Origin of the sequence: Kosakonia arachidis (genome assembly GCF_900116535.1) — a bacterium.
Classification (GTDB): domain Bacteria; phylum Pseudomonadota; class Gammaproteobacteria; order Enterobacterales; family Enterobacteriaceae; genus Kosakonia; species Kosakonia arachidis.
In genome coordinates this window covers 84816-106779 of sequence record NZ_FPAU01000008.1, presented here as the reverse complement: position 1 = coordinate 106779, position 21964 = coordinate 84816, and the positions used below count along the sequence as shown (strand labels likewise).

General features: G+C 54.0%; 19 protein-coding genes. 16 read left to right on the top strand and 3 right to left on the bottom strand.

The features are described from left to right. Position 1 precedes the first annotated feature (1 nt). The 6 genes from livF (at position 2) to ugpQ (ending at position 6067) form a co-directional block, all read left to right on the top strand. Complete coding sequence (livF, locus tag BM427_RS21860) at positions 2 to 715, top strand: high-affinity branched-chain amino acid ABC transporter ATP-binding protein LivF (protein ID WP_090125827.1); 714 nt, start codon at positions 2 to 4, stop codon at positions 713 to 715. 392 nt (positions 716 to 1107) lie between these two features. Continuing rightward, positions 1108 to 2424: a sn-glycerol-3-phosphate ABC transporter substrate-binding protein UgpB gene (gene ugpB, locus BM427_RS21855; RefSeq protein ID WP_090125824.1), complete on the top strand. Its 1317-nt coding sequence runs from the start codon at positions 1108 to 1110 to the stop codon at positions 2422 to 2424. Positions 2425 to 2525: 101 nt separating this feature from the next. After that, positions 2526 to 3413 (top strand): sn-glycerol-3-phosphate ABC transporter permease UgpA, encoded by an 888-nt coding sequence (gene ugpA, locus BM427_RS21850; RefSeq protein ID WP_090125821.1) that lies wholly within the window; start codon positions 2526 to 2528, stop codon positions 3411 to 3413. Then, positions 3410 to 4255 (top strand): sn-glycerol-3-phosphate ABC transporter permease UgpE, encoded by an 846-nt coding sequence (ugpE, locus tag BM427_RS21845; RefSeq protein ID WP_090125819.1) that lies wholly within the window; start codon positions 3410 to 3412, stop codon positions 4253 to 4255. Before ugpA ends, ugpE begins: the two co-directional genes overlap by 4 nt. 1 nt (position 4256) lies before the next feature. Further along, complete coding sequence (locus BM427_RS21840) at positions 4257 to 5330, top strand: sn-glycerol-3-phosphate import ATP-binding protein UgpC (protein WP_090125815.1); 1074 nt, start codon at positions 4257 to 4259, stop codon at positions 5328 to 5330. After that, positions 5327 to 6067: a glycerophosphodiester phosphodiesterase gene (gene ugpQ, locus BM427_RS21835; RefSeq protein WP_090125811.1), complete on the top strand. Its 741-nt coding sequence runs from the start codon at positions 5327 to 5329 to the stop codon at positions 6065 to 6067. Before BM427_RS21840 ends, ugpQ begins: the two co-directional genes overlap by 4 nt. Here ugpQ and BM427_RS21830 read toward each other — a convergent pair. Beyond that, complete coding sequence (locus tag BM427_RS21830; protein WP_090125808.1) at positions 6061 to 6477, bottom strand: DUF2756 family protein; 417 nt, start codon at positions 6475 to 6477, stop codon at positions 6061 to 6063. The two genes, ugpQ and BM427_RS21830, sit on opposite strands and share 7 nt — an antisense overlap. A 121-nt stretch (positions 6478 to 6598) precedes the next feature. Here BM427_RS21830 and ggt point away from each other — a divergent pair, with 121 nt between their 5' ends. Beyond that, complete coding sequence (ggt, locus tag BM427_RS21825; RefSeq protein ID WP_090125805.1) at positions 6599 to 8356, top strand: gamma-glutamyltransferase; 1758 nt, start codon at positions 6599 to 6601, stop codon at positions 8354 to 8356. Positions 8357 to 8392: 36 nt separating this feature from the next. Here ggt and yhhY read toward each other — a convergent pair whose 3' ends face one another. After that, entirely contained in the window at positions 8393 to 8884 is a 492-nt protein-coding gene (gene yhhY / locus BM427_RS21820) for an N-acetyltransferase (protein ID WP_090125802.1), read from the bottom strand. A gap of 328 nt (positions 8885 to 9212) precedes the next feature. Between yhhY and BM427_RS21810 the strand changes: the two genes are divergently transcribed. From BM427_RS21810 to gntU, 5 genes are all read left to right on the top strand, one after another. Beyond that, positions 9213 to 10250, top strand: a complete 1038-nt coding sequence (locus tag BM427_RS21810; RefSeq protein ID WP_090125799.1) for an oxidoreductase — start codon at positions 9213 to 9215, stop codon at positions 10248 to 10250. Between the two features lie 123 nt (positions 10251 to 10373). Beyond that, complete coding sequence (locus tag BM427_RS21805; RefSeq protein WP_090125795.1) at positions 10374 to 11069, top strand: pirin family protein; 696 nt, start codon at positions 10374 to 10376, stop codon at positions 11067 to 11069. Between the two features lie 170 nt (positions 11070 to 11239). Then, complete coding sequence (gntR, locus tag BM427_RS21800; protein ID WP_090125792.1) at positions 11240 to 12235, top strand: gluconate operon transcriptional repressor GntR; 996 nt, start codon at positions 11240 to 11242, stop codon at positions 12233 to 12235. A 137-nt stretch (positions 12236 to 12372) separates the two neighbouring features. Further along, the gene (gene gntK, locus BM427_RS21795) at positions 12373 to 12906 is read left to right on the top strand and encodes a gluconokinase (protein WP_090125789.1); all 534 of its coding nucleotides are present in this window, start codon (positions 12373 to 12375) and stop codon (positions 12904 to 12906) included. Next, positions 12903 to 14243 carry a gluconate transporter gene (gene gntU / locus BM427_RS21790; RefSeq protein WP_090125786.1) on the top strand — a complete coding sequence of 447 codons (1341 nt, stop codon included), beginning with the start codon at positions 12903 to 12905 and terminating at the stop codon, positions 14241 to 14243. The genes gntK and gntU overlap by 4 nt, the downstream gene beginning before the upstream one ends. 130 nt (positions 14244 to 14373) lie before the next feature. On the opposite strand, the gene BM427_RS21785 is transcribed toward gntU, so the two are convergent. After that, the gene (locus BM427_RS21785; protein ID WP_007369718.1) at positions 14374 to 14967 is read right to left on the bottom strand and encodes a YhgN family NAAT transporter; all 594 of its coding nucleotides are present in this window, start codon (positions 14965 to 14967) and stop codon (positions 14374 to 14376) included. Positions 14968 to 15142: 175 nt separating this feature from the next. Here BM427_RS21785 and asd point away from each other — a divergent pair, with 175 nt between their 5' ends. From asd to glgC, 4 genes are all read left to right on the top strand, one after another. Next, positions 15143 to 16249, top strand: a complete 1107-nt coding sequence (gene asd / locus BM427_RS21780) for an aspartate-semialdehyde dehydrogenase (protein WP_090125784.1) — start codon at positions 15143 to 15145, stop codon at positions 16247 to 16249. Positions 16250 to 16504: 255 nt separating this feature from the next. Then, positions 16505 to 18691: a 1,4-alpha-glucan branching enzyme gene (glgB, locus tag BM427_RS21775; protein WP_090125781.1), complete on the top strand. Its 2187-nt coding sequence runs from the start codon at positions 16505 to 16507 to the stop codon at positions 18689 to 18691. Next, positions 18688 to 20664: a glycogen debranching protein GlgX gene (gene glgX / locus BM427_RS21770; protein ID WP_090125777.1), complete on the top strand. Its 1977-nt coding sequence runs from the start codon at positions 18688 to 18690 to the stop codon at positions 20662 to 20664. Before glgB ends, glgX begins: the two co-directional genes overlap by 4 nt. 14 nt (positions 20665 to 20678) lie before the next feature. Then, a complete protein-coding gene (gene glgC, locus BM427_RS21765) occupies positions 20679 to 21962 on the top strand; it encodes a glucose-1-phosphate adenylyltransferase (protein WP_090125774.1) in 1284 nt (427 codons plus the stop codon). Positions 21963 to 21964: the final 2 nt, after the last annotated feature.

Sequence of the window (21964 nt, the reverse complement as noted above, 5' to 3'; positions counted from 1 at the left end):
GATGGAAAAAGTGATGTTATCTTTTGACAAAGTTAGCGCCCACTACGGCAAGATTCAGGCGCTGCACGATGTCAGCCTGCATATTAATCAGGGTGAAATCGTTACCCTGATTGGCGCTAATGGCGCGGGCAAAACTACGCTGCTGGGCACGCTGTGCGGCGATCCGCGGGCGAGCAGCGGGCACATTGTGTTTGACGGTAAAGAGATTACCGACTGGCAGACCGCGAAAATCATGCGTGAAGCGGTGGCGATTGTGCCGGAAGGACGTCGTGTCTTTTCACGAATGACCGTGGAAGAGAACCTGGCGATGGGCGGTTTCTTCGCCGATCGTGAACAGTTCCAGAGCCGCATTGAGCGGGTTTATGCACTGTTCCCGCGTCTGCATGAACGGCGTATTCAGCGAGCGGGCACCATGTCCGGCGGTGAACAGCAGATGCTGGCGATTGGTCGTGCGCTGATGAGCCAGCCGCGTTTGTTGCTGCTGGATGAACCGTCGCTGGGCCTGGCACCCATCATCATTCAGCAAATCTTCGATACCATCGAACAACTGCGCAAAGAAGGGATGACCATCTTCCTGGTGGAGCAGAACGCCAACCAGGCGCTGAGGCTCGCCGATCGTGGCTACGTGCTGGAGAACGGCCATGTAGTGCTGGAAGACACCGGCGACGCGTTGTTGGCGAACGAAGCGGTGCGCAGTGCTTATCTGGGTGGGTAATCCTTTGAGGTAGCCGTCTCTAAACCGGCCTCGCAAAGGCCGGTTTTTTAGCAACCTTTATGCGGGCAGTACTCATGGTGGCTGGTCTATATAGCTGGCATGTTGAGCCGCCAGCCGATTCAGGTTGTACTGTTATTGATATAACAAAAGGGCTTCTCTGCTGGGGGAAGCCTTTTTATTTTATGTTTACCTTTATGGGCGGCGTCATCGAATCGCCGATTAGCCGCCATGTTTACGTCACCGTACCATCATCTCTGCGACATTTCCCTGACGCTTTGCTGTCATTTTATTGTAATTAAAAGGTTATTTTTCTGTAATTCGAGCATGTCATGTTACCTCGCGAGCATAAAAACGCGTGATATCGCGCATCCCGCATAACAAGAGAGATCACAATGACAACGTTACGGCATACAGCTTTGGGTCTGGCTATGGGGTTAGTTTTTGCAGGCAATGCTATGGCTGCAACCACCATTCCGTTCTGGCATTCGATGGAAGGGGAGTTAGGTAAAGAAGTTGACTCCCTGGCGCAACGTTTCAATGAAACACATCCGGATTACAAAATTGTTCCGGTCTATAAAGGCAACTATGAGCAGAGCCTGAGCGCAGGTATCGCTGCGTTTCGTACCGGTAATGCGCCTGCCATTTTGCAGGTATATGAAGTAGGCACCGCCACCATGATGGCGTCCAAAGCGATCAAACCGGTGTATCAGGTATTTAAAGACGCCGGGATCAACTTTGATGAAAGCCAGTTCGTACCGACCGTTTCCGGTTATTACACCGATTCTAAATCCGGCCATCTGCTTTCTCAGCCGTTTAACAGCTCCACGCCGGTGCTGTACTACAACAAAGATGCCTTTAAAAAAGCCGGGTTAGATCCGGAGCAACCGCCGAAAACCTGGCAGGATCTGGCTGCTGATACCGCAAAGCTGAAAGCGGCCGGAATGAAATGCGGTTACGCCAGCGGCTGGCAGGGCTGGATCCAGATTGAAAACTTCAGCGCCTGGCACGGTCTGCCGGTAGCGACCAAAAATAACGGCTTCGACGGTACTGACGCCGTGCTGGAGTTCAACAAGCCGGAGCAGGTGAAACATATCGCTATGCTGGAAGACCTGAACAAAAAAGGCGAATTCAGCTACTTCGGGCGTAAAGACGAATCCACCGAGAAGTTCTACAACGGTGACTGCGCCATTACCACGGCTTCTTCCGGTTCGCTGGCGGATATTCGTCACTATGCCAAATTCAACTACGGCGTGGGCATGATGCCTTACGACGCTGACGTGAAAGGCGCGCCGCAGAACGCCATCATCGGCGGGGCAAGCCTGTGGGTGATGCAGGGCAAAGATAACGCGACCTACAAAGGTGTGGCGCAGTTCCTCGACTTCCTGGCAAAACCGGAAATAGCAGCCGAATGGCACCAGAAAACCGGTTACCTGCCGATCACCACTGCCGCTTACGATTTGACCCGCAAGCAGGGCTTCTATGACAAAAACCCGGGTGCCGATATCGCTACGCGTCAGATGCTGAACAAGCCGCCGTTGGCGTTCACCAAAGGTCTGCGTCTGGGCAACATGCCGCAGATTCGCACCATTGTCGATGAAGAGCTGGAAAGCGTGTGGAGCGGTAAGAAAACCCCGCAACAGGCGCTGGATTCCGCCGTTGAGCGTGGTAACCAACTGCTGCGCCGTTTCGAGCAGTCAACGAAGTCCTAATGTAGAAATGCCGGGTAGCGACTTTGCCTGACCTGGCCTGCAGATGCTTGTAGGCCGAATAAGCAGAGTGCCACCCGGCACGGTTCAGGAAGCAAATCGCAATGTCATCATCCCGTCCGGTGTTCCGCTCGCGCTGGCTGCCCTATCTGCTGGTCGCCCCGCAACTGGTCATCACCATTATTTTCTTTATCTGGCCTGCGGGCGAAGCGTTGTGGTACTCGGTACAAAGCGTGGATCCGTTTGGACTTTCCAGCCACTTTGTCGGGCTGGATAACTTTATCGCGCTGTTTCATGACGGCTACTATCTGGATTCTTTCTGGACCACGATGCGTTTTAGCGCGCTGGTTACCTTTAGCGGCCTGTTTGTCTCACTGTTTTTTGCTGCGCTGGTAGACAACGTGGTGCGTGGCAGCCGTATCTATCAGACGTTGATGCTGCTGCCTTATGCGGTTGCGCCAGCCGTTGCTGCCGTACTGTGGATCTTTCTGTTTAACCCCGGGCGCGGGTTGATTACCCATTTTCTGGCACAGTTCGGCTACAACTGGAACCACGCACAAAACAGCGGGCAGGCGATGTTCCTGGTGGTTTTCACCTCGGTATGGCAGCAGATCAGCTACAACTTCCTGTTCTTTTTCGCTGCGCTGCAATCGATTCCTCGCTCGCTGGTCGAGGCGGCGGCTATTGATGGCGCAGGGCCGATTCGTCGCTTCTTCAAACTGTCGCTGCCGCTTATTGCGCCGGTCAGTTTCTTCCTGCTGGTGGTGAACCTCGTTTACGCCTTCTTCGATACTTTCCCGGTGATTGATGCCGCGACCGCTGGCGGCCCGGTACAGGCAACCACGACGTTGATTTATAAGATCTATCGCGAAGGGTTTGTCGGCCTGGATCTTTCTGCGTCGGCGGCGCAGTCGGTGGTGCTGATGGTGCTGGTGATTGTGCTGACGGTTATCCAGTTTCGCTATGTTGAAAGTAAGGTGCGCTACCAATGATTGAAAATCGCCCCGGACTGGCGCTGTTCAGCCATATCATGCTTATTCTCGGTATCCTCGTGGTGCTGTTTCCGCTGTATGTCGCCTTCGTGACCGCGACGCTGGATATCAACGCCGTGTACGACACACCGATGACCTTAATTCCCGGTACTCACCTGTGGGAAAACCTGCGCAATATCTGGGTGAATGGTGTCGGCGTAAACAGCGCGCCATTCTGGCTGATGCTGACCAACAGCTTCATCATGGCGCTGGCGATCACGGTGGGCAAAATCACGGTGTCGATGCTGTCGGCTTTCGCTATCGTCTGGTTCCGTTTTCCTCTGCGTAACCTCTTCTTCTGGATGATTTTCATCACGTTAATGCTGCCGGTCGAGGTGCGTATTTTCCCGACGGTAGAAGTGATCGCCAACCTGAAGATGCTCGACAGCTACACCGGTCTGACGTTGCCGCTAATGGCGTCGGCCACCGCAACATTCCTGTTCCGCCAGTTCTTTATGACCCTGCCGGATGAGCTGCTGGAAGCCGCGCGCATTGATGGCGCCTCGCCAATGCGCTTTTTCCGCGACATTGTGTTGCCGCTTTCCAAAACCAACCTGGCAGCGCTGTTCGTGATCACCTTTATCTATGGCTGGAACCAGTATTTGTGGCCGCTGCTGATTATCAACGACGTTAACCTCGGCACCGCCGTGGCGGGTGTGAAAGGCATGATTGCCAGCGGTGAAGGCACCACACAATGGAACCAGGTGATGGCGGCGATGCTGCTGACGTTGATCCCCCCGGTCATTATCGTTTTAACCATGCAACGCGCGTTTGTGCGTGGTTTAGTGGACAGTGAGAAATAAGATGGCAGGTTTAAAATTACAGGCTGTAACCAAAAGCTGGGACAGCGGCAAAACGCAGGTTATCCAGCCGCTGACGCTGGATGTCGCGGACGGTGAGTTTATCGTGATGGTTGGCCCGTCGGGCTGCGGGAAATCAACGTTGTTGCGTATGGTTGCCGGGCTGGAGCGCGTCTCCAGCGGCGATATCTGGATCGATACCCAGCGAGTGACCGAAAAGGAGCCGAAAGATCGCGGTATTGCCATGGTGTTCCAGAACTATGCGCTCTACCCGCATATGAGCGTGGAAGAGAACATGGCGTGGGGGCTGAAAATCCGCGGCATGGGCAAAGCGCATATTGCAAGTCGGGTGGCGGAAGCGGCGCGCATTCTTGAACTGGAGGGTTTGCTGAAGCGCCGTCCGCGCGAGTTGTCCGGTGGCCAGCGTCAGCGTGTGGCGATGGGCCGCGCCATTGTACGTGATCCGGCGGTGTTTCTCTTTGATGAACCGCTGTCGAACCTCGATGCTAAATTGCGCGTGCAGATGCGTCTGGAGTTACAACAACTGCATCGCCGCCTAAACACCACTTCACTGTATGTGACGCACGATCAAGTTGAAGCGATGACGCTGGCGCAACGTGTGCTGGTGATGAATAAAGGCGTCGCTGAACAAATCGGTACGCCGGTGGAAGTGTATGAAAAACCCGCCAGTCGCTTTGTGGCGAGCTTTATCGGTAGCCCAGCGATGAATCTGCTGGAGGGCCGCATCAATAGCGAGGGCACCCATTTTGAGCTGGGAAGCGGTATGGCGTTGCCGATCAACTGGTACTATCGCGGCTACGCCGGGCGCAAAATGACGCTGGGTATCCGCCCGGAACATATTGCGTTAAGCTCTCAGGCTGAAGGTGGTGTTCCGCTGGTGATGGAGACGCTGGAGATGCTCGGCGCAGACAACCTGGCGCATGGTCGCTGGGGCGAGCAGAAGCTAGTGGTTCGCTTATCGCATCAGGAACGCCCGGCAGTGGGTAGCACGTTGTGGCTGCGTCTGCCGGAAAATCACCTGCACTTATTTGATGGTGAAACAGGACAACGCGTATGAGTAACTGGCCTTATCCCCACATCGTCGCCCATCGCGGTGGCGGGAAACTGGCACCGGAAAACACGTTGGCGGCAATCGACGTCGGCGCGCGTTACGGGCATACCATGATTGAGTTCGACGCCAAATTGTCGAAAGATGGCGAGATTTTCCTGCTGCATGACGACAACCTTGAGCGTACCAGTAATGGCTGGGGCGTGGCGGGCGAATTGCCGTGGCATGATTTACTGAAGGTGGATGCCGGAGGTTGGTTTAGCAACGAATTCAAAGGCGAGCCGCTGCCGCTGCTTTCGCAGGTGGCGGAACGTTGCCGCCAGTACGGCATGATGGCGAATATTGAAATCAAACCTACCACCGGCACCGGTCCGCTGACGGGCAAAGTGGTGGCGCTGGCCGCCCGTGAACTGTGGGCAGATATGATTGCACCGCTGCTCTCTTCGTTTGAAATCGACGCACTTGAAGCGGCCCAGCAAGCCGCGCCGGAACTGCCTCGGGGCCTGTTGATTGATGAGTGGCGCGATGACTGGCAGGAACTGACCACGCGTCTGGGATGCGTCTCCATCCACCTCAATCATAAACTGCTGGATGAAGCGCGGGTGCGCATGCTGCGCGACGCGGGCTTACGTATCCTGGTTTATACTGTAAACCAACCAGCACGTGCTGCCGAGCTGTTGCGCTGGGGCGTGGACAGCATCTGCACCGACAAAATCGACGATATAGGACCGCACTTCCGTTATTGAGCGGTGGTCGACGGCGGCGTGCTTTGCTGCAGGCTGCCGTTTTGATTCTGCGGCAGCATATGCTGCTGCGTCGTCATCCCGCCAGAATCCGTCCCGCCGCTTAACATGCCACTACTGCTATTCGGCAGTACCTGCTGGCCCTGGTTAAGCGCGCCAGGCTGCGCCTGTTTAATCCGTTGTGAGCTGTTATCCATTTGCGTTTGCAGATTTTGCTGTTGCAGGCGGGTTTGCGTCTGCTGCTGTTGCCGTAGCATGCTTTGCTGCTGTTGTTGCTGGTTTAGCATTTGAGTCTGCATCCGCTGCTGGCTTGGGATCACATACCCCGGCTGGTTTGGGTTATTCGTCGTGTTTAGGGGCTGTGCAAAAGTGCTAAAAGGCAGCAGAGCCGCCAGAATCAGTAAATGTTTCATTGTTGTTCCCTCCTGTTGATGCGTCCTTTAAGTTTACTTGCTTTCATTCATGAAAATGATTTTTTAAGAGTTGTGAACCAGGCTTAAGCGGAAACTGTAGCCTTATTCGGGAGTAACGACGATGATGAAACAGAAGTTTGCGCGTTGGGTTGTGATTGCAGCGCTAACAGCGGGAGGATGTTTTAGCGTTGCGGCTGCGCCGCCAGAAGGGCAGACATCTGCGCCGCCAGTATCATACGGCGTTGAAGCCGATATCTTCCACCCGGTTGTGGCGAAGCAGGGCATGGTGGCGTCGGTGGATGAAGCCGCGACGCGCGTTGGCGTCGATATCCTGAAGCAGGGGGGGAATGCCGTTGATGCGGCTGTCGCGGTGGGTTATGCGCTGGCGGTCACGCATCCGCAGGCTGGTAACCTTGGCGGTGGCGGTTTTATGTTGATTCGTACCAAAGAGGGGAAAGTCACGGCGATCGATTTCCGCGAAATGGCGCCCGCCGCTGCCACGCGCGATATGTTCCTTGACGATCAAGGTAACCCGGACAGCAAAAAATCTTTGACCTCGCATCTGGCATCCGGGACGCCCGGTACGGTGGCGGGTTTCTCAATGGCGCTGGAAAAGTACGGTACGATGCCGCTGAAGAAAGTGGTGCAGCCTGCGATTAAACTGGCGAAGCAGGGTTTTGTGGTCAACGATGCGCTGGCAAACGATCTGAAAACTTACGGTAGCGAAGTGCTGCCTAATCATGAAAACAGTAAAGCGATTTTCTGGAAGGATGGCGAGCCGCTGAAAAAGGGCGACAAGCTGGTGCAGAGCAATCTGGCCAGAAGCCTTGAGATGATTGCGGAAAAAGGGCCGGATGCCTTCTACAAAGGCGCTATCGCTGAGCAAATCGCCCAGCAGATGAGCAAAAATGGTGGGCTTATTACTAAAGAGGATTTAGCCAATTACAAAGCCGTGGAGCGCACGCCGATCAGTGGCGACTACCGCGGCTACCAGGTCTACTCCATGCCGCCACCCTCTTCCGGTGGGATCCATATCGTTGAGATCCTCAATATTCTGGAGAACTTCGATCTGGCCAAATATGGCTTTGGCAGCGCTGATGCTATGCAGGTGATGACCGAAGCGGAGAAATACGCCTATGCTGACCGCTCCGAATATCTCGGCGATCCGGATTTCGTCAAAGTGCCGTGGCAGGCGCTGACCAACAAAGCGTATGCCAAATCGATTGCCGCACAGATTGATCTCAATAAAGCGCGGCCTTCCAGCCAGATCCGCCCCGGCAAGCTCGAACCTTACGAGAGCAACCAAACCACGCACTATTCAGTGGTAGATAAAGAGGGTACGGCGGTAGCCGTCACCTATACCCTGAATACGGTTTTTGGCACCGGCATTGTGGCCGGCAATACCGGCATCCTGATGAACAACGAAATGGATGACTTCTCCGCCAAACCCGGCGTGCCAAACGTGTATGGTCTGGTAGGCGGCGATGCGAACGCGGTTGGGCCCGGCAAACGACCGCTGTCGTCGATGTCGCCAACCATTGTGCTGAAAGACGGTAAAACGTGGCTGGTGACTGGCAGCCCTGGCGGCAGCCGAATTATTACCACGGTGCTGCAAATGGTAGTGAATTCCATCGATTTTGGGATGAACGTCGCGGAGGCCACCAACGCACCGCGCTTCCATCATCAATGGTTGCCAGATGAGCTGCGCGTCGAAAAAGGTTTTAGCCCTGATACGCTGAAACTGCTGGAACAGAAAGGGCAAAAAGTGGCGGTGAAAGGGGCGATGGGCAGTACTCAGAGCATTATGGTGGCGCCGGACGGTACGCTATATGGTGCGTCGGACCCGCGCTCAATGGATGATTTAACGGCCGGATATTAAATGATTTTCCTCTCCCCATTGGGGAGAGGAAATGGCCTAACTTTTCATGCGCGCCATAAAGTACGAATCGACAAACTCACCGTTACGCAGCGCATAACGTTTTCCTGTGCCTTCAATTTCAAAGCCGAATTTGCGGTACACCGCCAGCGCCGGGGAATTATCGACAAACACGGTTAGCTCAATTCTGTCTATGCGCAGCCAGTTGTCGCACAGGTTGATCATCTCGCGCATCAGCGCGCTGGCGACGCCACGGTTGTGAAACGCCGACGAAACTGCCATGCCAAAGGTGGCAACGTGGCTGCGGCGCGGGTTTTGTTCCACCATCAGCGTCAGATTTCCGGCAAGTTGATTATCAATGCAGGCGACCAGGTGGCGGCGTCCTGGCTGTGGCTTCAGACGATCTTCCCAGAGTTCTGCAGGCGGATGCGGTAGTTGTAGCAGGTTGTGATACACCTCAGGTAGCGCATAGAACTGGCGTAAATCTTCTGCATCGCGCGCTTCGGCATGGCGTATCACTATCTCACTCATCCTGCTTCTCCGTTTGGTTAGGTGTACTCATACCTTCCGGGGTTTCATAAAAAGCGTCAACTGCCATTTTTTGCAAAAATCTGTAGACAAGTGCGAATGATAATGATTATTATTGTCATGCATTCAGGGAAACCGTTGCGGTAGTCCTGAAAGCACGACATTGCTCACATTGCTTCCAGTATTTCTTAGCCAGCTGCGTGCTGGCTTTTTTTTGCCTGTCATTTGCCGGTGGTGCCCGTTTCACGGCCACCTTTTGAGAAAAGGGCGAAGAGCATCGCTTTCGAAGTTGCGCTATGGTAGTGACAGTCACCTCAACAAGGACTGGATCATGGCTCTACATTGCGCATTTATCGGCTTTGGCAAAAGCACGACCCGTTATCATCTCCCCTATGTTCTCAACCGGAAAGCGAGCTGGAACGTGGCGCACATCTTTCGCCGCCATGCAAAACCGGAAGAACAATATCCCGCGTATCAACATATTCATTTCACCAGCAATCTGGACGACATCCTGCTCGATCCGCAGGTAAAGCTGGTGATTGTCTGTACTCACGCCGATAGCCATTTTGACTATGCGAAGCGCGCGCTGGAGGCAGGAAAAAACGTGCTGGTGGAAAAGCCGTTTACCCCAACGATGGCGGAAGCGATCGCGCTGTTTGAACTGGCGAAAAGCAAAGGCTTAACGGTCTCGCCGTATCAGAATCGCCGCTTTGACTCCTGTTTCCTGACCGCTAAAAAAGCGATCGAAAGCGGTAAGCTTGGCAATATTGTTGAAATTGAAAGCCATTTTGACTATTACCGCCCGGTGGCGGAAACCAAACCCGGTTTGCCGCAAGATGGCTCATTTTATGGGCTCGGTGTGCATACGATGGACCAGATTATCTCGCTGTTTGGTCGCCCCGATCATGCGGCCTTCGATATTCGCAGCCTGCGCAACAAGGCCAATCCGGACGATACTTTTGAAGCTCAGCTCTTTTACGGCGATTTAAAAGCCATCGTGAAAACCAGCCATCTGGTAAAAATCGATTACCCGAAATTTATTGTACATGGTACGAAAGGCTCGTTTATCAAATACGGTATTGATCAGCAGGAAACCAGCCTGAAAGCCAATATCATGCCGGGTGAGCGAGGCTTTGCCGCTGACGACAGTATCGGTATTCTGGAGTATGTGAATGCGGCGGGCGAAACGGTGCGCGAAGAGGTTGTGCCGGAAACCGGAGACTATGGTCGCGTCTATGACGCGCTCTATCAGACGCTGACAACCGGGGCGCCCAATTACGTCAAGGAATCTGAAGTTCTCACCAACCTTGAACTGCTCGAACGCGCCTTTGAACAGGCCTCTCCTGCTACGATAACCCTCGCAAAATAAGTAAAAATGGCTCCTCTGTGATTGTTCATTTTTTTTGAACAGAGGAGTCAATTTTCACCCTCTATGATTGCCTGACGTTTGCGTCCACACTTACCCCATCGAAAACATACGGGGGTAAAAAAGATGATCTATTTACGTAAAGCAAACGACCGCGGCCATGCAAATCATGGTTGGCTGGATTCCTGGCATAGCTTCTCTTTTGCCGACTATTACGATCCGAATTTCATGGGCTTCTCGGCACTTCGCGTGATTAACGACGACGTGATCGATCCGGGCCAGGGGTTTGGCACGCATCCGCACAAAGATATGGAAATCCTGACCTATGTGCTGGAAGGGGCGGTTGAACACCAGGACAGCATGGGCAATAAAGAGCAGGTGCCCGCCGGTGAATTCCAGATTATGAGTGCTGGTACCGGGGTGCGTCACTCTGAGTACAACCCGAGTGACACCGAGCGTCTGCATTTGTACCAAATCTGGATCATTCCGGAAAAAACAGGTATCACGCCGCGTTACGAACAGCGCCGCTTCGACGCCCTGCAGGGCAAACAGCTTGTGCTGTCGCCGGATGCCCGCGACGGTTCGCTGAAAGTGAATCAGGATATGGAACTGTATCGCTGGGCGCTGTTGAAAGAGGAGCAATCAGTCCATCAGATTGCCGCTGAACGCCGCGTCTGGATCCAGGTGGTGAAAGGTAGCGTGACCATTAACGGTACCAAAGCGACCACCAGCGATGGTCTGGCCATCTGGGACGAGCAAGCTATTTCGGTTCATGCCGATAGCGACAGTGAAATTCTGCTGTTCGATCTGCCGCCGGTTTGATCTGATTTATACCCTAAATAATTCGAGTCGCAGGAAAGCCCACGCACATGCAGCTTGAAGTATGACGGGTATAGTTGAATAAATAACGCAACCTTTCGGTAATTACCGGAAGGTTGCATATTGTCCGTGATAAACTGAGGAACTCTCTCTCAGATAAAAATGTCAGGACGATGAAAAAGAAAAGACCCGTACTTCAGGATGTGGCCGATCGCGTTGGTGTGACCAAAATGACGGTCAGCCGGTTTTTACGTAACCCGGAGCAGGTTTCCGAGGCATTACGTGGCAAAATCGCCGCTGCACTTGATGAACTGGGTTATATCCCCAATCGCGCTCCCGATATTCTCTCCAATGCCACCAGCCGGGCTGTTGGCGTTCTGCTTCCCTCTTTGACCAACCAGGTTTTCGCCGAAGTTTTACGCGGTATTGAAAGCGTGACTGACGCGCACGGCTATCAGACGATGCTTGCCCACTACGGTTATAAACCGGAGATGGAAGAGGAACGTCTGGAATCGATGCTTTCGTGGAATATCGACGGGCTGATCCTCACCGAACGCAAACACACCGCGCGCACGCTGAAGATGATTCAGGTAGCGGGTATTCCGGTGGTGGAACTGATGGACAGCAGTTCACCGTGCATTGATATCGCTGTGGGTTTTGACAACTTCGAAGCCGCGCGGCAGATGACTGCCGCCATTCTCGCACGCGGGCACCGGCACGTGGCGTATCTCGGCGCACGTCTGGACGAACGTACTATCATCAAACAGCAGGGTTACGAGCAGGCGATGCTGGATGCCGGGCTAACGCCATACAGTGTCATGATGGAGCAGTCATCCTCTTATACGTCAGGGATAGAACTGATGCGTCAGGCGCGCCGCGAGTACCCGCAACTGGACGGGATTTTCTGTACCAACGATGACCTTGCTGTCGGTGCCGCGTTTGAGTGCCAGCGTCTGGGGCTGCGGATCCCGGAAGATATGGCGATTGCCGGGTTCCACGGTCACGATATCGGTCAGGTGATGGAGCCGCGTCTGGCGAGCGTCCTGACGCCACGTGAGCGCATGGGGCGCATTGGCGCAGAGCGCTTACTGGCGCGCATTCGCGGTGAAGCAATTACGCCGAAAATGTTAGATTTAGGTTTCACTTTGTCACCGGGTGGATCTATTTAGTCTGACAAATTTGAAGTAGCTCACACTTATTTATCTCTGTCACGAATGCATATTGCTTCTCCCTGACCCCAGCATGACAATGTTACCGATAACAGTTACCCGTAACAATTCACTCTTGCACTTTGTGGGGGCTACCCTTGAGCACGACGAACTTTGATCACCACATTTATATCCTGATGGGCGTTTCGGGCAGTGGCAAATCTGCTGTCGCCAGCGAAGTGGCGCATCAGTTACATGCCGCGTTTCTCGATGGCGATTTCCTCCATCCGCGCAGCAATATCATGAAAATGGCCTCCGGCGAACCGCTCAACGACGACGACCGCAAACCGTGGTTGCAGGCGCTGAATGATGCCGCTTTCGCCATGCAGCGCACCAATAAAGTGTCGCTGATTGTTTGCTCAGCACTGAAAAAGCACTATCGCGACCTGCTGCGCGACGGTAACCCGAACCTCTCCTTCATCTATATGAAAGGGGATTTCGATGTTATCGAAAGCCGCCTGAAGGCGCGTAAAGGCCACTTCTTTAAAACGCAAATGCTGGTCACGCAGTTTGACACCCTTGAAGAGCCTGGTGCCGACGAGCGCGATGTTCTGGTTGTTGATATCGACCAGCCGCTGGAAGGTGTTGTTGCCAGCACCATTGAGATTATTAGCAAAGGCAATGCGCAGTGAGTACATTAACTCTGGTTTTAACAGCAGTCGGCTCCGTGCTGTTACTGTTGTTTTTAGTGATGAAAGCACGTATGCATGCTTTCGTTGCTTTGATGGTGGTTTCTATTGGTGCAGGGCTTTTTTCCGGTATGCCGCTGATTAAAATCGCGCAAACCATGGAAAAAGGGATGGGTGGAACGCTCGGCTTTTTGGCGATTGTGGTCGCGCTTGGCGCAATGTTCGGCAAAATCCTGCATGAAACCGGGGCGGTGGACCAAATTGCCGTCAAGATGCTGAAATCTTTCGGCCACAGCCGCGCGCATTATGCGATTGGTCTGGCCGGGCTGATTTGCGCATTGCCGCTGTTTTTTGAAGTGGCGATTGTGTTGCTGATTAGCGTTGCTTTCTCAATGGCGCGCCATACGGGTACCAACCTGGTGAAACTGGTGATTCCACTGTTTGCCGGTGTTGCGGCAGCGGCGGCTTTTCTGCTGCCGGGGCCAGCACCGATGCTGCTGGCTTCGCAGATGCACGCTGATTTCGGCTGGATGATCCTGATTGGCCTGTGTGCGGCCATTCCGGGCATGCTGATTGCTGGCCCGCTGTGGGGCAACTTCATCAGCCGTTATGTCGAACTGCACATTCCTGATGAGGTAAATGAGCCGCATCTTGGCGAAGGCAAAATGCCATCCTTCGCGTTCAGCTTGTCGCTGATCCTGTTGCCGCTGGTGCTGGTAGGGATGAAGACAATTGCTGCACGTTTTGTTACTGAAGGCAGCAACCTGTACAACTGGCTGGAATTTATTGGTCATCCGTTCACCGCGATCCTTGTGGCATGCCTGGTGGCGATTTACGGCCTGGCGATGCGTCAGGGGATGCCAAAAGATCGTGTTATGGAAATCTGCGGCCACGCACTGCAACCGGCGGGTATTATTCTGTTGGTGATCGGTGCAGGCGGTGTGTTCAAACAGGTACTGGTTGACTCAGGCGTGGGGCCGGCGTTGGGTGAAGCGCTGACCGGAATGGGTCTGCCTATCGCGATTACCTGCTTTGTGCTGGCGGCGGCGGTGCGCATTATTCAGGGTTCTGCAACCGTTGCCTGTCTGACGGCGGTCGGCCTGGTGATGCCGGTGATTGAACAACTGCACTTCAACGGCGCGCAGATGGCGGCACTCTCGATCTGTATCGCGGGCGGTTCTATCGTCGTGAGTCACGTGAACGACGCGGGTTTCTGGCTGTATGGCCGTTTTACCGGCGCAACCGAAGCACAAACGCTGAAGACCTGGACAATGATGGAAACCATCCTCGGTACCATCGGTGCCATTATCGGGATGATTGCTTTCACATTGTTGAGTTAAGTTCTTCGTAAAGAAAAAGGCAGCGCCGTTTGGGTGCTGCCTTTTTTATGGATTTGTTTAGCTGTCTTGTCGATTGTTATCAATATCAGTAGGCCAGATAAGGCAAAACTCCCCCCCGGCGTTTCAGTTGTTAACCCTTCATCCACACCCGAATGCCATCGAGGAACATCTGGGTGGCGAGCATCACCAGAACCAACCCCATCAGGCGTTCCAGCGCATTCACCCCTTTCTCGCCGAGCAGGCGTAAAAACAGCGTCGATTGCAGCAAAATGGCGACCGTTCCGCCCCAGGCGATTAATAGCGCAATCACCAGGTGGCTCATTTGGTTTGGATACTGATGTGAAAGCAGCATCAGCGTTGCCAGTAGAGTAGGGCCAGCGACCAGCGGAATCGCCAGCGGTACGATAAACGGTTCTTCACCGGCCGGCAGACCGGAGCTGCTGCCGGTTTCGCTGGGGAAGATCATCTTAATGGCGATCAGAAACAGAATAATGCCGCCGGAAATCGATACCGTTTCCGCACGTAAATTAAGCAATGCGAGGATTTTCTCCCCGGCAAACAGGAAGATAAACATCACCAGCAGGGCGATCAGCAGTTCGCGGATCATAATCGCCCGGCGGCGTTTCGGCTCGGTATGTTTTAACACCGACATAAAGATGGGCAGGTTGCCTAACGGATCCATTATCAGGATCAACAACACCGCTGCGGAGATGATTTCACTCATTTATTATTATCCCTGACACTGGCGGCAAACTTGCAGTAATTAGCCGCGTTTCTGATGCATTCGCTATCATTGATTAATTTCACTTGCGACTTTGGCTGCATTTTGTAATGTGAGCACTGGCCCAGTGGGATACTGGTACACATCTTCAGCACATACCTCTGCAGGAACTTTCGCTATGAAAAATGTTGGTTTTATCGGCTGGCGTGGAATGGTCGGCTCTGTACTCATGCAACGCATGGTTGAGGAGCGCGATTTCGACGCCATTCGCCCTGTCTTCTTTTCCACTTCCCAGTTTGGGCAGGCTGCACCAGCGTTTGGCGGCCATGCAGCAGGTACGCTTCAGGACGCGTTCAACCTGGAAGCGCTGAAGGCACTCGACATCATTGTCACCTGCCAGGGCGGCGATTATACCAATGAAATCTATCCAAAGCTCCGTGAAAGCGGCTGGCAGGGTTACTGGATCGACGCAGCATCTTCTTTACGCATGAAAGATGACGCCATTATTATCCTCGACCCGGTTAACCAGGCAGTCATCAATGACGGCCTGAATAATGGCATCAAAACTTTTGTTGGCGGCAACTGTACTGTCAGCCTGATGCTGATGTCGCTGGGCGGTCTGTTCGCTAATGATCTGGTGGAATGGGTCTCTGTCGCGACCTACCAGGCAGCTTCTGGTGGCGGCGCACGTCATATGCGCGAACTGCTGACGCAGATGGGCCAGTTGCACAGCCATGTGGCGGCAGAGCTGGCAGATCCGGCTTCGGCTATCCTCGACATTGAGCGCAAAGTCACAGCATTGACCCGCAGCGGAGAGCTGTCTGTTGATAACTTTGGCGTACCGCTGGCAGGCAGCCTGATCCCGTGGATCGACAAACAGCTCGATAACGGCCAGAGCCGCGAAGAGTGGAAAGGCCAGGCTGAAACCAACAAAATTCTCAACACGGCGTCCACCATTCCGGTTGATGGTCTGTGCGTACGTATCGGCGCGCTGCGCTGCCATAGTCAGGCGTTTACCATCAAACTGAAAAAAGACGTGTCGATTCCGACGGTGGAAGAGCTGCTAGCTGCACATAACCCGTGGGCAAAAGTGGTGCCGAATGATCGCGAAATCAGCATGCGTGAACTGACACCTGCGGCTGTCACCGGCACGCTGACCACGCCGGTTGGCCGTCTGCGTAAACTGAACATGGGGCCGGAGTTCCTCTCCGCCTTTACCGTTGGTGACCAGCTATTGTGGGGCGCAGCGGAACCATTGCGTCGAATGTTGCGCCAACTGGCGTAAACGAAAAATAAAAAAAGGGTGCTTCGGCACCTTTTTTTATGCGTTTTTGCCGGAAAATGTTGTTGTGTGTTTATTTTCTCAGAAATTGAAAAGTGTTGGCTATGCTTTAAGTAAGGTGTCTGAACACCTTGCCTGAAAGCGGGACGGAGCATTGAGGATGCGCACATTTGTGCTGCTCCGTTCAGGTTCAAAAAGTATCGCAACCGTGTGAAACGACGGTGGAAAGCGCGATACCACCATAACAGGATGAAAGCCATGTCTGTTCATATTGACAGAGACGTGATTAACGCACTGATTTCCGGCCACTTTGCCGATCCTTTTTCCGTTCTTGGCATGCATTGTACCGACGCCGGTATTGAAGTTCGCGCTCTGTTGCCTGACGCCACTGAAGTGTGGGTCATTGAGCCGAAAACCGGGCGTAAAGTGGGACAACTGGAGTGCCTGGATTCACGGGGCTTCTTCAGCGGCGTGATGGAGCGCCGCAAAAAACCTTTCCGTTATCAATTTGCTGTGACCTGGCATGGTCAGCAGAATCTGATTGATGATCCCTATCGTTTCGGCCCGCTATTGCAGGATTTGGATAGCTGGCTACTCAGTGAAGGAACGCATTTGCGCCCCTATGAAACGTTGGGTGCGCATGCTGATACGATGGATGGCGTGGTGGGAACGCGATTCGCTGTCTGGGCGCCGAATGCGCAACGGGTTTCGGTGGTTGGGCAGTTCAACTACTGGGACGGTCGCCGTCATCCGATGCGCCTGCGTCGTGAAACCGGGGTCTGGGAGCTATTTATCCCTGGCGCGCTCAACGGTCAGCTCTATAAATTCGAGATCCGTGATGCAAACGGAAGGTTGAAAATTAAGGCTGATCCTTATGCCTTTGAAGCCCAGATGCGTCCGGACAGCGCCTCGCTGATCTGCGGTCTGCCGGGTAAGAAAACCCAGAGCGATGAACGTAAACAGGCAAACCAGTTTGATGCGCCAATCAGTATTTATGAGGTGCATTTGGGTTCCTGGCGTCGTCACACCGACAATAACTTCTGGCTCAGCTATCGTGAACTGGCCGATCAACTGGTTCCGTATGCTAAATGGATGGGATTTACCCACCTTGAATTGATGCCGGTGAATGAGCACCCCTTTGATGGCAGTTGGGGCTATCAGCCGACCGGGCTATACGCGCCGACCCGTCGCTTTGGCACCCGCGATGATTTTCTGCACTTCATTCATACCGCTCATGCTGCCGGGCTGGGGGTGATCCTCGACTGGGTGCCGGGTCATTTCCCGTCGGACGATTTTGGCCTGGCTGAGTTTGACGGGACGAAGTTGTATGAGCACAGCGATCCGCGTGAAGGTTATCATCAGGACTGGAACACACTGATCTATAACTACGGGCGCCGCGAAGTGAGTAACTATCTGGTAGGCAATGCGCTCTACTGGATCGAACGCTTCGGTATTGATGCACTGCGCGTCGATGCGGTGGCCTCAATGATCTACCGCGACTACAGCCGCAAAGAGGGTGAGTGGATCCCCAATGAGTACGGCGGCCGTGAAAATCTGGAAGCGATTGAATTTCTACGCAACACCAACCGCATTCTTGGCGAGCAGACACCGGGCGTCGTCAGTATGGCGGAAGAGTCCACCGATTTTGCTGGCGTTTCGCGGCCGCCTTCTCAGGGCGGACTTGGCTTCTGGTACAAGTGGAATCTGGGCTGGATGCACGACACGCTGGGCTACATGAAGCTCGATCCGGTGTATCGCAAGTACCACCACGATAAGCTCACTTTCGGCATTCTCTATAACTACAGCGAAAACTTTATCCTGCCGCTGTCCCATGACGAAGTGGTTCACGGTAAGAAATCGATCCTCGACAGGATGCCCGGCGATGCCTGGCAAAAGTTTGCCAATTTGCGTGCTTACTACGCGTGGATGTGGGCCTTCCCTGGCAAAAAATTACTGTTTATGGGCAATGAATTTGCCCAGGGACGCGAGTGGAATCACGACGGCAGCCTGGACTGGCATCTTCTTGAGGGCGGTGATAACTGGCACCATGGCGTACAGCGGCTGGTGCGCGATATGAACCATTGCTACCGTCACCACAAAGCGCTGCATGAACTGGATTTTGACCCATACGGTTTTGAATGGCTGGTGGTCGATGATCATGAAGCATCGGTATTTGTCTTTGTGCGGCGCGACAAGCAGGGCAACGAAATCATTGTCGCCAGTAACTTTACCCCGGTGCCGCGCCACGATTATCGCTTTGGTATCAATCAGCCCGGCCGCTGGCGCGAAGAGTTAAACACCGATTCGATGCACTACCACGGCAGTAATACCGGTAATGGCGGCGTGGTACACAGCGATGCGATTGCTAACCGGGGGCGTGAACACTCGCTGCTGTTGACGTTACCGCCGCTGGCGACTATCTGGCTGGTGCGGGAGGGGGAATGACGAAGCTGACGGTGGGGCAATCCTTGCCGCCCGGCGCAGAAGTGTTGGCGGGCGGCGTTAATTTTACGCTGTTTTCCGCCCATGCGGAGCGCGTCGAGTTGTGCCTGTTCGATGACGAAGGTAATGAACAGCGCGTCGATCTGCCTGGCCGCACCGGTGATATCTGGCATGGTTTTCTCAGCGGCGCAAAACCCGGCCTGCATTATGGCTACCGCGTACATGGTCCCTGGGAACCGGCGCGAGGCCACCGTTTCAATCCGGCAAAACTTTTGCTCGACCCCTGCGCGAAACGCATCGACGGCGAAGTCGTTGATAGCCCGCTGTTCCATGACGGCTATGATTCGCCGGATCCTCACGATAATGCCTCGCTTGGCTTGCGCAGCGTGGTGGTACATGACGCGTTCGACTGGCAAGGCGATAGGCCGCCGCGCACGCCGTGGGGCAATACCATCATTTACGAAGCGCACGTCAAAGGGCTCACCTGGCTTCATCCTCAGTTGGCGAAAAATATCCGTGGCACTTATAAGGCGCTAGGGCACCCATTGATGCTCGACTGGTTTAAGCAGCTTGGTATCACCGCCCTGGAGCTACTGCCCGTCGCCCATTTTGTCAGTGAGCCGCGCCTGCAACGGCTGGGGCTTTCTAATTACTGGGGCTATAACCCGTTGGCACCGTTTGCGCTCCATCCGCACTATGCCAGCGATCCGCAACAGGCCATCAATGAGTTTCGCGAAGCCGTGAGGGCACTGCATCAGGCGGGGATCGAAGTGATCCTCGATATTGTGCTTAATCACAACGCCGAAACCGATCTCGGTGGGCCGACTTTTTCCCTGCGCGGCATTGATAACAGTACCTATTATTGGATCAGAGACGATGGCGATTACCACAACTGGAGCGGATGTGGCAACACGCTGAATCTGAGCCACCCCGCAGGCGTGGACTATGCGCATGCCTGCCTGCGCTACTGGGTGGAAACATTCCACGTTGACGGTTTTCGCTTCGATCTGGCGACAGTGATGGGGCGCACACCAGATTTCGATCCGCAGGCGCCGCTGTTTACCGCAATCAAAAACGATCCGCTGCTTTGCGATCTGAAACTGATCGCCGAGCCATGGGATATCGGCCCTGGCGGCTACCAGGTGGGGAATTTCCCCGCGCCGTTTGCCGAATGGAACGATCATTTCCGCGACGCGACGCGACGTTTTTGGCTGGAACAATCGCTATCGCTGGGCGAGTTGGCCGGGCGGTTTGCTGCCTCCAGCGATCTGTTTAAACGTGCGGGCCGTTTGCCATCGGCTTCGATCAATCTGATCACCGCGCATGATGGTTTTACCTTGCGTGATTGCGTCTGCTTTAGCCACAAGCATAACGAGGCGAACGGCGAGGACAATCGCGACGGCACCGACAACAATTACAGCAATAATCATGGCCACGAGGGATTGGGCGGCAGTTTTGATGTGGTCGAACGGCGGCGCGCCAGCGTGCATGCTCTGCTGACCACGCTGCTGCTTTCTCAGGGAACGCCGATGCTAATGGCCGGAGATGAAATGGGGCACAGCCAGCACGGTAATAATAATGCGTACTGTCAGGATAACGTGCTGACGTGGCTGAGCTGGCAGCACTCGGATAGCTGGCTAATGCACTTCACTGCCGCGCTTATCCAGTTACGTCAACGGATCCCCGCATTGACTCGTGACGTCTGGTGGGAAGAAGGGGACGGCAGCGTAGCCTGGCTGGATCATGCCGGACAACCGTTGACGACGCAGGCGTGGCAGCATGGTGCTCTGTGCATACAAATTCTGCTCTCCGATACGATTTTAATTGCCATCAACGCAACCAGCGATGTTGCTGAAATGGTTTTGCCACGAGGGGGATGGCACGCTATTCCTCCCTTTGCCGGAGAGGACAATCCGGTAGTGATAACTGCCTGGCATGGGCCTGCGCATGGAGTTTGCGTTTTTCAGCGGTCATAAAAACGGAGTCTGTCATGGTGAGATTAGATAAGAACGACCCTACAATGTTAGCGCGCCAGTTGCCCTTGAAATCCGTTGCTCTGATTTTGGCGGGTGGGCGTGGAACACGTCTGAAAGATTTAACAAAAAAACGCGCCAAGCCGGCGGTTCATTTCGGCGGTAAATTCCGCATCATCGATTTTGCGCTCTCTAACTGCATCAACTCTGGTATCCGTCGTATTGGGGTGATTACCCAGTACCAATCCCACACGCTGGTTCAGCATATTCAGCGCGGCTGGTCTTTCTTCAATAACGAGATGAACGAGTTTGTCGACTTGCTGCCTGCACAGCAGCGCGTGCATGGTGAAAACTGGTATCGCGGCACGGCAGATGCGGTGACGCAGAACCTCGATATTATTCGCCGCTATCGCGCGGAATATATCGTCATTCTGGCAGGCGACCACATTTACAAACAGGATTATTCGCGCATGCTGCTCGACCATGTCGAAAAAGGGGCGCGTTGCACCGTGGCCTGCCTGCCGGTGCCCATTAACGAAGCAACCGCTTTTGGTGTGATGGCGGTTGATGAGCAGGACAAGGTAGTCGATTTCGTCGAAAAACCGGCGAATCCGCCCTCTATGCCCGGAGATGACAGCAAAGCGCTGGCCAGTATGGGCATCTATATTTTTGATGCCGAATATCTGTACGACCTGCTGGAGGAGGATGATAAAAACGAGAACTCCAGCCACGACTTCGGTAAAGACATCATTCCGCAAATCGTCAAATCTGGCATGGCCTATGCACATCCTTTCCCTCAATCCTGTGTGCAATCGGATCCGAGTTCAGAACCCTATTGGCGCGATGTGGGAACGCTTGAAGCTTACTGGAAAGCGAACCTCGATTTAGCGTCGGTGATGCCAGAACTCGATATGTACGATCAAAACTGGCCTATCCGTACCTATAATCAATCCCTACCGCCGGCGAAATTTGTGCAGGATCGATCGGGTAGCCACGGTATGACGCTGAACTCGCTGGTTTCTGGTGGGTGCGTTATTTCAGGCTCGGTCGTTGTGCAGTCGGTGTTGTTTTATCGCGTACGCGTCAACTCCTTCTGCAATATCGATTCGTCGATATTATTGCCGGAGGTCTGGATAGGACGCTCCTGCCGTTTGCGCCGCTGCATTATCGACAGAGGTTGTGTGATCCCGGAAGGCACTGTAATCGGTGAAAACGCAGAAGAGGATGCGCGCCGATTTTACCGCTCCGAAGAGGGCATTGTGCTGGTAACGCGAGAGATGCTACGCAAACAGCAAGGCTGAAA

What these genes read in the sequence shown, in the direction of transcription:
- livF (WP_090125827.1), top strand. Translation starts at nt 2, where the DNA reads ATGGAAAAAGTGATGTTATCTTTTGACAAAGTTAGCGCCCACTACGGC.
- ugpB (WP_090125824.1), top strand. Translation starts at nt 1,108, where the DNA reads ATGACAACGTTACGGCATACAGCTTTGGGTCTGGCTATGGGGTTAGTT.
- ugpA (WP_090125821.1), top strand. Translation starts at nt 2,526, where the DNA reads ATGTCATCATCCCGTCCGGTGTTCCGCTCGCGCTGGCTGCCCTATCTG.
- ugpE (WP_090125819.1), top strand. Translation starts at nt 3,410, where the DNA reads ATGATTGAAAATCGCCCCGGACTGGCGCTGTTCAGCCATATCATGCTT.
- BM427_RS21840 (WP_090125815.1), top strand. Translation starts at nt 4,257, where the DNA reads ATGGCAGGTTTAAAATTACAGGCTGTAACCAAAAGCTGGGACAGCGGC.
- ugpQ (WP_090125811.1), top strand. Translation starts at nt 5,327, where the DNA reads ATGAGTAACTGGCCTTATCCCCACATCGTCGCCCATCGCGGTGGCGGG.
- BM427_RS21830 (WP_090125808.1), bottom strand. Translation starts at nt 6,477, where the DNA reads ATGAAACATTTACTGATTCTGGCGGCTCTGCTGCCTTTTAGCACTTTT.
- ggt (WP_090125805.1), top strand. Translation starts at nt 6,599, where the DNA reads ATGATGAAACAGAAGTTTGCGCGTTGGGTTGTGATTGCAGCGCTAACA.
- yhhY (WP_090125802.1), bottom strand. Translation starts at nt 8,884, where the DNA reads ATGAGTGAGATAGTGATACGCCATGCCGAAGCGCGCGATGCAGAAGAT.
- BM427_RS21810 (WP_090125799.1), top strand. Translation starts at nt 9,213, where the DNA reads ATGGCTCTACATTGCGCATTTATCGGCTTTGGCAAAAGCACGACCCGT.
- BM427_RS21805 (WP_090125795.1), top strand. Translation starts at nt 10,374, where the DNA reads ATGATCTATTTACGTAAAGCAAACGACCGCGGCCATGCAAATCATGGT.
- gntR (WP_090125792.1), top strand. Translation starts at nt 11,240, where the DNA reads ATGAAAAAGAAAAGACCCGTACTTCAGGATGTGGCCGATCGCGTTGGT.
- BM427_RS21785 (WP_007369718.1), bottom strand. Translation starts at nt 14,967, where the DNA reads ATGAGTGAAATCATCTCCGCAGCGGTGTTGTTGATCCTGATAATGGAT.
- asd (WP_090125784.1), top strand. Translation starts at nt 15,143, where the DNA reads ATGAAAAATGTTGGTTTTATCGGCTGGCGTGGAATGGTCGGCTCTGTA.
- glgB (WP_090125781.1), top strand. Translation starts at nt 16,505, where the DNA reads ATGTCTGTTCATATTGACAGAGACGTGATTAACGCACTGATTTCCGGC.
- glgX (WP_090125777.1), top strand. Translation starts at nt 18,688, where the DNA reads ATGACGAAGCTGACGGTGGGGCAATCCTTGCCGCCCGGCGCAGAAGTG.
- glgC (WP_090125774.1), top strand. Translation starts at nt 20,679, where the DNA reads ATGGTGAGATTAGATAAGAACGACCCTACAATGTTAGCGCGCCAGTTG.